General features: G+C 35.3%; 11 protein-coding genes and 1 pseudogene. 11 read left to right on the forward strand and 1 reads right to left on the reverse strand.

Translation table 11 applies throughout. The features are described 5' to 3' along the window. The 8 genes and pseudogenes from PHI38_RS06560 to dxs all read left to right on the forward strand — a co-directional run. Window positions 1-359, forward strand: a pseudogene (locus PHI38_RS06560) (diaminopimelate decarboxylase); the annotation flags it as partial. Between the two features lies 1 nt (window position 360). Next, window positions 361-1,137 (forward strand): HAD-IIA family hydrolase, encoded by a 777-nt coding sequence (locus PHI38_RS06565; RefSeq protein ID WP_299854110.1) that lies wholly within the window; start codon window positions 361-363, stop codon window positions 1,135-1,137. Further along, window positions 1,134-2,225, forward strand: coding sequence for a prephenate dehydratase (pheA, locus tag PHI38_RS06570; RefSeq protein WP_299854114.1), 1,092 nt, complete (start codon window positions 1,134-1,136; stop codon window positions 2,223-2,225). Before PHI38_RS06565 ends, pheA begins: the two co-directional genes overlap by 4 nt. Further along, the gene (gene hisC, locus PHI38_RS06575; protein WP_299854116.1) at window positions 2,215-3,309 is read left to right on the forward strand and encodes a histidinol-phosphate transaminase; all 1,095 of its coding nucleotides are present in this window, start codon (window positions 2,215-2,217) and stop codon (window positions 3,307-3,309) included. The genes pheA and hisC overlap by 11 nt, the downstream gene beginning before the upstream one ends. An 18-nt stretch (window positions 3,310-3,327) precedes the next feature. Next, complete coding sequence (fliF, locus tag PHI38_RS06580) at window positions 3,328-5,028, forward strand: flagellar basal-body MS-ring/collar protein FliF (protein WP_299854118.1); 1,701 nt, start codon at window positions 3,328-3,330, stop codon at window positions 5,026-5,028. A gap of 18 nt (window positions 5,029-5,046) precedes the next feature. Beyond that, the gene (fliG, locus tag PHI38_RS06585; protein WP_299854120.1) at window positions 5,047-6,075 is read left to right on the forward strand and encodes a flagellar motor switch protein FliG; all 1,029 of its coding nucleotides are present in this window, start codon (window positions 5,047-5,049) and stop codon (window positions 6,073-6,075) included. A gap of 1 nt (window position 6,076) precedes the next feature. Then, window positions 6,077-6,871 (forward strand): flagellar assembly protein FliH, encoded by a 795-nt coding sequence (gene fliH / locus PHI38_RS06590; RefSeq protein WP_299854123.1) that lies wholly within the window; start codon window positions 6,077-6,079, stop codon window positions 6,869-6,871. A 9-nt stretch (window positions 6,872-6,880) separates the two neighbouring features. Continuing rightward, window positions 6,881-8,701, forward strand: a complete 1,821-nt coding sequence (gene dxs, locus PHI38_RS06595; RefSeq protein ID WP_299854125.1) for a 1-deoxy-D-xylulose-5-phosphate synthase — start codon at window positions 6,881-6,883, stop codon at window positions 8,699-8,701. Here dxs and pgeF read toward each other — a convergent pair. Further along, window positions 8,693-9,337 (reverse strand): peptidoglycan editing factor PgeF, encoded by a 645-nt coding sequence (pgeF, locus tag PHI38_RS06600; protein ID WP_299854128.1) that lies wholly within the window; start codon window positions 9,335-9,337, stop codon window positions 8,693-8,695. The two genes, dxs and pgeF, sit on opposite strands and share 9 nt — an antisense overlap. A gap of 110 nt (window positions 9,338-9,447) precedes the next feature. On the opposite strand from pgeF, the gene ovoA reads away from it, so the two are divergent. From ovoA to PHI38_RS06615, 3 genes are all read left to right on the forward strand, one after another. Beyond that, the gene (ovoA, locus tag PHI38_RS06605; protein WP_299854130.1) at window positions 9,448-11,547 is read left to right on the forward strand and encodes a 5-histidylcysteine sulfoxide synthase; all 2,100 of its coding nucleotides are present in this window, start codon (window positions 9,448-9,450) and stop codon (window positions 11,545-11,547) included. 81 nt (window positions 11,548-11,628) lie between these two features. Beyond that, window positions 11,629-12,507, forward strand: a complete 879-nt coding sequence (gene rhuM / locus PHI38_RS06610) for a RhuM family protein (protein WP_299854133.1) — start codon at window positions 11,629-11,631, stop codon at window positions 12,505-12,507. Continuing rightward, a partial coding sequence (locus tag PHI38_RS06615; RefSeq protein ID WP_299854136.1) for an aminotransferase class I/II-fold pyridoxal phosphate-dependent enzyme occupies window positions 12,500-13,118 on the forward strand: 619 nt, incomplete at its 3' end. The genes rhuM and PHI38_RS06615, both read left to right, overlap by 8 nt.

Consider the following 13,118-nt stretch of genomic DNA (forward strand, 5'->3'; position numbering starts at 1 on the left):
GATTTGTTATAGTTGATGGTGGTATGAATGATTTGCTAAGACCAAGCTTATATAATGCTTATCATAGGATAGAAGCACTCACAAATAGTAAATCAGAGCTTAGTGAGGCAGATGTTGTAGGGCCAGTTTGTGAGAGTGGTGATTTCTTTGCAAAAGGATATATGCTCCCAACATTAGAACATAATGACCTCTTAGTTATTCACAGTGCTGGAGCGTATGGTTTTGGTATGGGAAGCAACTATAATACAAGAGGCAGAAGTGCTGAAGTGGCAATAAAAGGTAAAGAGATAAAACTTATTCGCAAGCGTGAAGAGTTTGAGGACTTGATAGCTTTAGAGAAAGAGTATTTGGATAACTAATATGTATTTTATTGATGTTCAAGGCACACTTATTAGCGATAATGACAAAGCTCCTATTCGTGGAAGCATAGAGTTTATAGATACGTTAAATGAGAGAAAAATTCCTTATGTAATTATTACAAACAACACAAAAAAATCTTCGGTTAATTTTTTTAATTTTTTAAAATCTAAAGGGTTTAACATAGAACAATCTTCTTATCTTGATCCGCTTATGCTTTTAGAATCACATGTACAAAAAAGCTCTATTGCTCCTTATGGCGCAGATGAGTTTTTAGAGGTTTTAAAAAAAATGGGTTATGTATTTAACTATGAAAACCCAAAAACGGTACTAATCTCTATAAAAGAGAATTATACATCTGAAGAGTTTGCTCAAATCATTGATTTTTTGTTAGCTGGCGCATCTTTGATGGGTATGCATGAAACTTCTTTATATGCAAAAAATTATAAAAGATACCCAGGTGTTGGTGCGATTTTAAAGCTACTTGAATTTGCAACGTCAACTCCGTATGAAGTTGTTGGAAAGCCAAGCACAGTATTTTACACTGAGGCTTTGATGATGCTTGCTAGAGAAAAAAGTGATGTAAAGTTTAGTGACGTAACGATTATTAGTGATGATGTAAAAGGTGATTTGGGTGGTGCTAAAGAGCTTGGTATGAAGACTATATTTGTAACAAGTGGAAAGTACAAGAGTGCACAAGAGATTGTTCCTTTTTTAAAACCTGAGTTAAGACCTGACTTTGTATATGCGGATATGCAAGAAATTTTGGAGAGAATATGAAAACTTTAGAAGAGTGTAGAGATAAAATTGACACAATTGATGATGAAATATTAGAACTTCTCAACAAAAGAATGGTTGTTGTAAAACGTGTTGGAGAGATAAAAAAAGATGTAGAGGGTGCCATATATAGACCAGAGAGAGAAAAAGCTATTATTGAGCGCTTGGCAGAGCATAGTATAAATAGCAATGGACTTTTAAATCAAGATGCAATTGAAGCTATATTTTTAGAGATTTTTGCAGTTTCTAGAAACTTAGAATTACCAGAACGTATTGCATATCTTGGGCCTGAAGGTAGCTTTACGCATCAAGCAGCGGAGAGCCGTTTTGGGGCGATGAGTGAGTATATGCCGATGAGGTCTATCTCTAATGTTTTTAAAGAGTTAGAGACAAAAAGAGCAAAATTTGGGGTAGTTCCAATTGAGAACTCAAGAGATGGGGTTGTTGGTGAAACGTTAGATCTCTTAGCTAAGAGCTCGGTAAAGATAGTAGCAGAGCTTTATATGCCGATTCATATGTCATTTGTAACAAAAGCAAAAAAAATATCAGATATAACTAAAATATATTCAAGAGATAAAGGGTTTGGACAATGCAGAGAGTTCTTGCAAGAGCATAATCTCTCTAATGTTGAACTTATCCCAGTAGAATCTACTGCAAAAGCTGCAATTCTAGCTTCAAAAGATGAGAGTGCAGCAGCAATTTGTAGCCATATAGCTGCAAAGTTATATAACGTTCCAACAATGTTTGATCATGTTGAAGATAGCATCGGTTCTCAAACTAGATTTTTTATACTTAGTGACTTTAAAAATGCAAAGAGTATGGATGATAAAACTTCTATATTAGTAAGATTAAAAAACTCTGTAAAGGCTGGTTCTCTTGTTAATTTCTTACAAGATTTTGAGCAAGAGCATATAAATCTATCTAAAATAGAGTCTCGTCCATCAAAAGAGAAGGGCGGATTTGAGTACTGGTTCTTTATAGATTTTTATGGTCATGTGGATGATGAGAAGTTTCAAAAAGTATTGCAAAAACATAAAGAAGAGGTAACGTGGCTTGGAAGCTATGTAAAAGGAGAAGAGATTGACATTTAATAAACATTTAGAAAATATAAAAACGTATGAAGCTGGAAAGCCTATAGAGCTTGTTGTAAGAGAGTATGGGATTGAGACAAAAGATATAGTAAAGCTTGCCTCAAATGAAAATCCTCTTGGATGCTCACCAAAAGTAGTTGAAGCAGTTGGCAAGATTTTAACAAAGATGGCTCTGTATCCAGATGACTCTATGGTTAACTTAAAAAATGCATTAAGTGCAAGATATGATGTTGATAGCCAAAATGTAATAATTGGCTCAGGAAGCGATCAGGTAATAGAGTTTTTAATTCATGCAAAAGCACATAATGGCTCAAAGATTTTGATGAACAGCATCACATTTGCTATGTATGAGATCTACGCAAAACATGTTGGTGCAGATGTTATAAGAACATCATCACAGGAGCATGATTTAGATGAGTTTTACAAGCTATATCAAGAGCAAAAACCAGAAATTATATTTATCTGTACACCAAATAACCCAACTGGCGATGCTCTTGATGCGCAAAAAATATATGATTTTTTACAGAAGATAGATAAGGACACTTTAGTCGTTGTTGATGCCGCTTACATGGAATATGCAATCATAAAAGATGCTAAAAAAAAGATAAACGTTAAAGAACTTATACAAAAACACTCTAATGTTATATACCTTGGGACATTCTCTAAAGCTTATGGACTTGGCGGAATGAGAGTGGGTTATGGTATAGCAGATGCAAAAATAATCAAAGAGCTTTATAAGCTAAGACCACCTTTTAACATCACAACTTTATCGCTAGAAGCAGCAACGCTAGCCCTCGGTGATGAGGAGTTTGTGCAAAAAAGTGTAGCTCTTAATCTAGAGCAGATGAAACGATATGAGAAGTTTGCAAAAGAGCAAAAAATAGATATAATAAACAGCTATACAAATTTTGTTACATTGTTGCTTGGCTCTGAGAGAAATTCTACAAAAATAGCAAATCAGCTCTTGCAAAAGGGTATGATTGTGAGAGATTTAAGCAGTTATAACATCAACGCAATCAGAGTCACTATAGGCACAGATGAACAAAATAGTCGTTTTTTTAAATTAGTAACACAATTTTTATAGTGTTAAAATGGGAAGTTAATGGATTTTAAGGTACTTTTTTCACAATTAGTTACTCTATACGACAAGCTTACAAAACAGCAAAAATTTATTATAAGTGCTGCTGTTATTGGTATAGTTGCGTTTATAGTTTTTCTTGTAGTATATGTAGAAAAAAAAGATGCGCTAAGTAAGTACGAGGTTCTATTTGATTCACTTACTTCAGAAGATGCTTCAAAGGTTATAGCCCAGCTAGAAAAAGATAATGTTCCTTATGAGATATTAGACAAAAACGTTATTAAAGTACCAAAGAACGTAGTCTATAAAGAGCGAATTGCTATAGCTTCTCTTGGAATTCCAAAAAATAGTGGTGTCGGATTTGAACTTTTTGATAAACAAGAGTTTGGAGCAACAAGTTTTGATCAAAATATAAAATATCTTCGCGCTATAGAAGGCGAACTCTCAAGAACTATCAACTCTCTTGCTCCAATAGAGAGTTCAAGTGTTAGTTTAGCTCTTCCTAAAGAGACTTTATTTGTTGAGAAAAAGGGTGAGCCAACTGCTTCAGTTATGGTTATGTTAGTTGAGGGAAGAAAACTCTCTTCAAAACAGATTCAAGGCATTAAAAACCTCGTCTCAGCTGCAGTACCACATCTTACACCAGCAAATGTTATGTTAATAGATAACGACGGTGAAACATTGGGTGATGATGATGAGATGGCTCAAATGGGCGAACTCTCTAGCGTGCAACAGAATTTCAAGACAAAAGAAGAGAAGAAGAAACAGAGAAAAATTATAGATGTTGTCTCTCCTTTTGTTGGAGGAGAACAAAAAGTTGTCGCACAAGTAACAATAGAGTTTGACTTTTCTATACAAAATTCTACCTCAGAGACATATGACCCTGAAAATGTTGTAAGAAGTGAGCAAGTCAGTGAAGAAAGACGTGATGGCTCGACTCCAGCTGAGATTGGTGGAGTTCCTGGAACTGTCAGCAATATTGGTCCAGTTGAGGGTCTTGTAAACAATAAATCAACTGAAAAATATGAGAAAAATACAGGAACAACTAATTATGAAGTTGGGAAAACTGTCTCAACTACAAAGAGCGAGTTTGCTCGTATAAAAAGGATTACCGCTGCTGTTGTAGTAGATGGAAAGTATAACTATAAGAGTGATGCAGATGGAAAAGTATCAGATGAGCTTGAGTATGAAGCTCTCTCAGAGAGTGACTTAGAAGCCCTTCGTGCACTTGTTAGCCGCTCAATTGGGATTAGTGAAGAGCGAGGAGATCAAATAAGTGTTCAAAATCTGCAGTTTAAACGAGCAGAGAGCGATATTGATAGAGAAAGGGTCAACAAAGTTGTTTCATTCTCACAAGTATATCTTGAACCGTTTTCAGAACTATTTAAATATATGTTTGTACTTCTGTTGCTTCTTATTCTTTATAAAAAAGTTATCTCTCCATTTGCACAGAGAATGCTTGAAATCTCTAAAGTAGAGGATGAAATTGGCAGACCGCTCTTAGCTATTGAAGATGACGAAGATGAAGATTTGGTAGAAAAAGTACAAACAATGCGTAAGAAAGTTGAAGAACAACTTGGTGTTGGGAATAATTTTAATGAAGATGAACTTAAATATGATGTCCTTCTTGAAAAAATCAAAAATATGGCAGATGAATCTCCTGAAGCAGTAGCGCTTGTTCTTCAAGCACTACTTACCGAAGAAACTGACGGAAGCTCAAAATAAAGGCATAAGGAGAAATATATGACTTTAAATCCTACACAACAAGCAAAATTTGATGAAATGAGCACAGGGCAAAAGATAGCAATTTTGCTTATGCAGATAGGTGAAGATGCTACAGCATCTATATTTTCAAATATGAGTGTTGACGCAATCACTGAAGTTTCAAAATATATTGCTACTAATAAAAGTGTAGAAAAGAGTGTTGCAACTGCTATTTTAGAGGAGTTTTATGCAATCTTTCAATCGGGGCAGTTTATAACTTCTGGTGGTTTAGAGTATGCAAGAGAGCTTTTATATAGAACGTTAGGGCCAGAAGAGGCTAAAAAAATACTTGAAAAATTATCAAAAAGTATGCAAGAGACTCAAAATTTCTCATATTTATCAAAAATCAAGCCACAACAACTCTCTGACTTTATTATAAATGAGCACCCTCAGACTATTGCGCTTATTTTAGCTCATATGGATGCAACTGAGGCTGCTGATACACTACAATATTTCCCTGATGATCTTAGAAGTGAAGTCTCAATGAGAATGGCAAAACTTGGAGATATCTCTCCTTCTGTTATCAAAAGAGTCTCAGCAGTATTAGAGTCAAAACTTGAATCTCTTGCTTCATATAAAGTTGAAGTTGGTGGTCCTCGCGCTGTTGCAGATATCTTTAACCGTCTTGGTGCAAAAGCTTCTAAAGAGACTTTGGCAAAAATTGAAGAGCGTGATGAAGAGATGTCAAATCTAATTAAAGAGATGATGTTTACATTTGAAGATATTGCAAAACTGGATAAAAATGCAATTACTGAGATATTAAAAGCTATTGATAAACCAGATTTAATGCTGGGCTTAAAAAGTGCTCCTGAGGATTTAAAAGAGAAGTTCTTTAGCGCAATGAGTGAGAGAGCACAAGAGGCATTTGAAGAAGAGATGCAGTTTATGGGTGCTGTTAAGATGAAAGATGTTGAAGGTGCTCAAAGAAGAATTGTTGAAGTTGTAAATGGACTCGCAGAAACAGGAACTATCCAGTTAGGAACGTCATCTGAAGAGATGGTTGAATAGTATGGCTAGTATAATTAGTAACGAAAAAATTAATCGACATAAAGTTGATAAATATAACTTTAAAGTTCTATCATTAGCAGATGAAGCAAATAAAGAGCTTAGTGAAGAATCTACTTTTATAGATGAGTTCTCACAAGATGAAGTGCTCCCTATAAAAGAGCGTGAAGTTGATTCGAGCGCCATGAGTCAAACTTCTAAAGACTCTTTGATAGAATCACTATTAAATAAAACAGATGAGATGTCTTCAAATTTTATAAAACTTCAAATGAAGTTAGAAAGCATGACGCAAGAGCATAAAGATGAGCTTTTAAAAATGAAAGATGACTCTTTTGCATTAGGTGTAGAAGCAGGTCGTGAAAAAGCTTCAAAAGAAGAAAAAAACAATATAACCAATGTTATTTCACTATACAACGCTTCAATCCAAAAATTAGAAAAAAACGCAGCAGAGTTTGAGAGTGCATTAGAGAAGATAAAAGAAGAGTTAATAGGCGCTGCTATTGATATCGCAAAAGAGGTAATCAAGATTGAACTAAGCCAAAACTCAAATGAAGTAGCAATACTTTTAGCAAAAGAGTTGATAAAAGAGTTACAGACATCTTCAAAGATTACTCTTAAGGTAAATCCAAAAGATCATGGCGAGATATCTCAAGCACTCGGGACTTTGGCACATGTAGAAGTTGTCTCAGATAATGCGGTTAGTTTAGGTGGCGTCATTGCCATAAGTGAAGCTGGAAATATAGATTCACAGATTAGTAAAAGATTTGAACGCGTAAAAAGAGCAGCATTAAGTGAATAGAGAACAATTATGAATATAACTCCAAGTAGAATCAAAGAGTTAGAAGCTCTTTGTAAAAAAATAAGAGATGAGATACTAAGAGTAGTTAGTAAAAATGGTGGACATTTAAGCTCAACTCTTGGCGCAACAGAGATTATTGTTGCTATGCATGAGGTTTTTGACTCTAAAAAAGATCCCTTTATATTTGATGTATCACATCAATCGTATGCGCATAAACTCTTAACTGGAAGATGGGATGAGTTTGACACCCTAAGACAGTTTAATGGCCTATGTGGATATACAAAACCAAGTGAGAGTGAACATGACTATTTTGTAGCAGGTCATAGCTCTACTTCTATATCTTTAGGTGTTGGTGCAGCAAAGGCGATAGCACTAAAAGGTGAGCAAGAGACTCGAGTTCCTGTAGTTATGATTGGTGATGGCTCAATGACTGCTGGAATGGTGTATGAAGCGCTTAATGAGCTTGGTGAGAGAAAATACCCGATGGTAATTATCTTAAATGACAACGAGATGAGCATAGCTAAGCCAATAGGAGCTATTAGTAGAATTTTAAGCTCTGCTATGGCCTCACCTTTTTATCAAACTTTTAAAAAGCATACTGAAAACTTTGTAGATAATTTCGGAGAAGGTGCTCGTTATATTGCAAAAAGAATGGAAGAGTCACTAAAACTCATTACTCCTGGAATTTTGTTTGAAGAGATGGGCATAGACTATATAGGCCCAGTTGATGGGCATAACTTAGCTTCTTTGATAGAGATACTTCAAAAAGCAAAAGATTTAAAGAAGCCTGTTATTGTCCATGTTCAAACTATAAAAGGTAAGGGTTATGAGATAGCAGAGGGCCATGAAGAGAAGTGGCATGGTGTTGGACCTTTTGACTTAGATAGCGGGGCAGCAGCTAAAAAAAGCTCACTCAAAAGTGCTACTCAAATCTACACAGAAGCTCTGATGCACCTTGCAAAACATAACGACAAAATAGTAGGTGCTACTGCTGCTATGCCAAGTGGTACAGGGCTTAGTGAGCTTATGCAAGCGTATCCAAATAGATTTTGGGATGTGGCAATTGCAGAGCAACATGCAGTTACTTCTATGTCAGCACTTGCAAAAGAGGGATTTAAACCATTTTGTACAATCTACTCTACGTTTTTACAGCGTGGTTATGACCAAGTTATCCATGATACTTGTTTGATGAATCTGCCTGTTGTTTTTGCACTTGATCGTGCTGGAATAGTTGGAGAAGATGGAGAGACACATCAAGGTGTTTTTGATATAAGTTTTTTAAGAGCTATCCCAAATATGACTCTTTTTGCTCCAAGAGATGAGAAGAGTTTTCATCAGGCAATGGCATTTGCTGCTCAGTATCCAAGACCATGTTCTCTTCGCTATCCAAGAGGCTCATTTACACAAACATCTCTACCAGAATCACTACCCTTTGAGTTAGCAAAATCGCAACTGCTTCGTTCAAACAAAAGCGAAGTTCTTTTTATAGGGTATGGAAATGGTGTTGGTCGTGCTTATGAGAGCGCAGAATTTTTAGAAGAGAAAGTTAGCATTTTGGATTTAAGATTTGTAAAACCTCTTGATGAAGACATGCTTCGTGATCTAGCTACTAAACATAAAAAATGGTTTGTATTTAGTGATAGTGCTAAGATGGGCGGAGTAGGGAGTGCTATTTTAGAATTTCTTGCACGTGAGAAAATTCTACATGTAGAGTTAGAGAGCTTTGAATATGAAGATGCATTTATAACCCATGGCAAAACAAAAGATGTTGAAGAGTCATTAGGACTTTTACCTGAACAACTGGCTCTTAGAGTTAAGGCGTTAATTTAACATAATTACGCCGGCAAACCTTCCAGTCTCTTTCTCTGCTCTATATGAGAAATATCTCTCTGTTTTACAACATGAACACTCATCTAAAAACTCTATCTTTTCTTCTTTAACGCCACACGATAGAAGTTGAGATTTTAGGATTTTATTTACATCAAGATAATATTTTTCATCTCTTATATGCATAGCATACTCAAATCCTCTCTCCTTCGCTTCAGCGTAAATCTCTTCTCCAACTTCATAACAGCACACGCCAATACTAGCGCCAATGCTTACATATAAGTCTTTGGCTTCACTACTGAAATCATTTGTAAAACTATCAACTGTTTTTTTGACTATATTTTTAAAAGCGCCAGCTCTGCCCGCATGAACGGCGGCTATAACCTTTTTTTTATCATCATAAAAGAGTATCGGTGAGCAGTCAGCTACCATAACCATAATCGGAGTGTTAGGCTTGTTTGTTATGAGTGCGTCGCATGTAGGAGGTGAGTTAAAATCTTCGTTAGTTATGATGTGAACTATATCCGAATGAACCTGTTTCATAAAAACTAGTGACTCTTTATTGTAGCCTAGCTCTTTTGCCAAAACTTCATGATTTTTTACTACATTTGCTTCATTATCGCCCACGTGAAAGGCCAAATTTTGGCACTCCTTTGTTGTAAAGGCGTGAGTTATATCTAAAAAAGAGTTTAATACTTTACTATGAGAAAATTTCATATAATGATTATAGCAAAATTAAAAGGATTGTTTTGAGTAGACTTAGTTTATATCCCGTGACTTTAGATGGTGACAATACGCAAAAAAAACGCCAAGAGATACGAGAGTATTTTCATAATACATTTTCACTTTTTGAGAAGGTTTTTGAAGTTTTAAAAGATGATGACGTTTTTTATAACAAATCAGAGATTACAAGACACCCGATGATATTTTATTTCGGTCATACTGCCACTTTTTTTATAAATAAACTTATAAATATGAAGATAATAAAAGAGAGAGTAAACCCAGAATTTGAGTCAATATTTGCCGTTGGCGTTGATGAGATGGAGTGGGATGATGTCGAGAGTAGCAACTACAAGTGGCCAAAAGTTCACGATGTAAGAGAGTACAGAAATAGGGTAAGAGAGGCTGTTGATGAGCTTATCATGACACTTCCACTTACTATGCCAATAGATGATAAATCTCCTATGTGGATAATTTTAATGGGGATAGAACATGAGAGGATTCATATAGAGACCTCTTTAGTTCTTCATCGCCAGATGCCCATAGAGCTTGTTAAAGAGATAAAAGAGTTTAATATTTGCACACATAGTGCAGAGGCTCCACAAAACAGTATGATAGAGATAAGTGGCAAGAATGTTAGACTTGGTAAAGATAAAGGGCATAACCTTTATGGATGGGATAATGAATATGGCAAATATGAAGAGAGCGTAGAGGATTTCAAAGTTTCAAAGTTTCTTGTGAGTAACGGCGAATTTATGGAGTTTGTAAAAGATAATGGCTATAAAAATAATGAGTTTTGGGATGAAGAAGGGCAAAAATTTTTAGAGATAACTGGCGCAAAATATCCTACTTTTTGGATTAAAGAGGGCGATGTTTACAGATATAGAGCACTTAGTAAAATCATAGATATGCCGCTTGATTGGCCAGTCGATGTAAATGCTCTTGAGGCAGAAGCATTTTGTCGTTATAAAAGTAAAAAGGATGGCCAGAAGTACTCACTGCCAAGTGAAGCAGAGTATAGAGTTCTTTATGACCATGCAAAGCTAGAAGATATTCCAGACTTTCATGGAAGTAGGGCAAACTTGAACTTTTATCACTACTCTAGTTCATGCCCTGTAAATGAGTTTAGCTTTAATGGGGTTTATGATGTAGTTGGAAATGTTTGGCAGTGGAGTAGAACACCGATATTTGGCTTTGAAGGCTTTGAAATACATCCTGCTTATGATGACTTCTCAACTCCAACCTTTGATACTAAACACGCACTAATACTTGGCTCATCATGGGCTAGTAGTGGAAACCTTATCATGAAACATTCCCGCTATGCTTTTCGAAGACACTTTTTCCAAAATGCTGGATTTAGATATGTAATCTCAAACTCAGATATAAAAAAAGAGGATGATGTTTATGAGAGCGATGAGCTTGTTTCACAGTACTGTGAGTTTCAGTATGGGGATAACTCTTTTGGCGTAAAAAACTTTGCACTAGAGTGTGTAAAGATAGCCAATAAATTTGTTAAAAATAAAACAAAAGCCCTTGATTTGGGCTGTGCAACAGGACGAGCGACATTTGAGCTTGCACGCAGTTTTGATGAGGTAGATGGGATTGACTTCTCTGCTAGATTTATAAGTGTAGGAGTAAAGCTTAAAAATGACGGCTATATCGCATACAGAGTAAAAACAGAGGGTGATTTAACTAAAGATAAAAAAGTCTCTATAAAAGAATTAGGATATGAAGAAATAAAAGATAGAGTCTTTTTTTGGCAAGGTGACGCATGTAATCTAAAGTCAAATTTCAACTCTTATGATTTGATTTTGGCAAAAAATATCATAGATAGACTATATAACCCTAGACTCTTTTTAGATAGCGTACATGAGCGCTTAGAGAGTGATGGAATCTTGGTTTTAACTTCTCCATACACATGGCAAGAATGCTCAACTAAAAAAGAGTTTTGGCTTGGTGGATATAAAGATGAAAATGGCAAAGAAGTTAAAACCATAGATACGCTAAAAGGGATACTAGGCAAACACTTTGAGCTTTTGCATGTAGAGAATGTTGAGTTTGTTATAAAAGAGACATCTAGAAAACATCAACATAGTATCTCGGAGGCTAGTGTGTGGAGGAAGAGATAAATATTGCAAAATGACATATTTTTTAATGAAAATAAATTATTTTAGTATTATGGATAAAATCAATCTTTGGAACTATGAATCATGAACAAGTTACACGATACAGATATGGTTATTTATAACGATGGTGAGTTGGAGGTTAATGTCTCGGTCAATGTAGAGAGTGTTTGGCTTACACAAAAACAATTAGGTGAGCTTTTTCAAGTAGAAGTGCATACTATCAACTATCATATAAAAAACATATTTAAGCAAAAAGAGTTGGATAAAAATCCAACTATTCGAAAAATTAGAGTAGTTCAAAAAGAAGGAAAAAGAGAAGTCCAAAGAGATGTTGAGCATTATAATCTTGATATGATTATCTCCATAGGTTATAGAGTGAATTCTGTCACAGCTACAAAATTCAGACAATGGGCAACAACGGTACTTAAAAACTATATACAAAACGGTTATGCTATCAATGGCGATAAAATTACAAATGAAAGATTTGTCTCTTTAGAAAGTGAAGTCGTAGTCCTAAAATCTGAGATGCTAGAGATGAAAGCACTGCTCAAAGATGATAGTGTCAAACCAAAAGAAGGTATTTTTTTTGATGGGCAAATTTACGATGCATATGTTTTTATAAATGATTTGTTAAAGAGTGCAAAAAGTGAAGTGTTACTTATAGATAACTATATAGATGAAACTGTTTTTACACTCTTTAGCAAATATCCAAATCTTAAAATCAAAATCTATACTCAAACTATCACTAAACAACTCTCACATGATTATAAAAAATATAGCCAACAATATGCAAATATAGGACTTCAAGAGTTTAAAAAGGCTCATGATAGGTTTATGATAATTGATAACGCAGAGGTTTACCACATCGGAGCTAGTCTCAAAGATTTGGGTAAAAAGTGGTTTGCATTTTCAAAGTTTGAGATGGAAACGCTCAATATATTATCAAGGTTAAGTAATGAATAAATACGACTTTACAACATCCGCGTGCAGAGAAGATACAAACGCTGAAAAATACGCCCTAAGAGAAAAACTATTTGGAACGAATGATGTCCTTCCTCTTTGGGTGGCGGATATGGATATAGATACGCCATCATTTGTACTTAAAGCTGTAAAAAAGCGTCTTGAGCACCCAATAATTGGGTATGAAGAGGTACCAGAGAGTGCATTTTTGGCGCAGATAGAGTGGATGAAGCAAGAGCACGGAGTGGAGTTTGAGCTAGAGGATATGTTTTATTCACACTCGGTGGTTGCTAGTATGAATGCGGCCATAGAAGCATTTAGCGAAAAAGGCGATAACATCATAGTTCAAACTCCTGTTTATCCGCCATTTTTTCGTGGCGTTATAGAGCACGAAAGAGAGCTTCTAAAAAATCCTCTAAAACAGCTGAGCGATGGAAGCTATACATTTGATATAGAAGACTTAATTTCAAAGATAGATAAAAAAACTAAACTTTTACTTCTTAGCTCTCCGCATAATCCAGTAGGACGTGTTTGGAGAAGGGATGAATTAGAGCGTATTTTAGAGGTTTGCCTAAAACACAACATAGTGGTTTTTAGTGATGAAATCCACTCCG

The organism is Sulfurimonas sp. (assembly GCF_028694895.1).
GTDB lineage: Bacteria > Campylobacterota > Campylobacteria > Campylobacterales > Sulfurimonadaceae > Sulfurimonas.

Excerpts from the sequence above, each read along its gene's own strand:
- rhuM (WP_299854133.1), top strand. The coding sequence starts at position 11,629 with ATGAACAAGTTACACGATACAGATATGGTTATTTATAACGATGGTGAG.
- fliG (WP_299854120.1), top strand. The coding sequence starts at position 5,047 with ATGACTTTAAATCCTACACAACAAGCAAAATTTGATGAAATGAGCACA.
- PHI38_RS06565 (WP_299854110.1), top strand. The coding sequence starts at position 361 with ATGTATTTTATTGATGTTCAAGGCACACTTATTAGCGATAATGACAAA.
- fliH (WP_299854123.1), top strand. The coding sequence starts at position 6,077 with ATGGCTAGTATAATTAGTAACGAAAAAATTAATCGACATAAAGTTGAT.
- fliF (WP_299854118.1), top strand. The coding sequence starts at position 3,328 with ATGGATTTTAAGGTACTTTTTTCACAATTAGTTACTCTATACGACAAG.
- dxs (WP_299854125.1), top strand. The coding sequence starts at position 6,881 with ATGAATATAACTCCAAGTAGAATCAAAGAGTTAGAAGCTCTTTGTAAA.
- pheA (WP_299854114.1), top strand. The coding sequence starts at position 1,134 with ATGAAAACTTTAGAAGAGTGTAGAGATAAAATTGACACAATTGATGAT.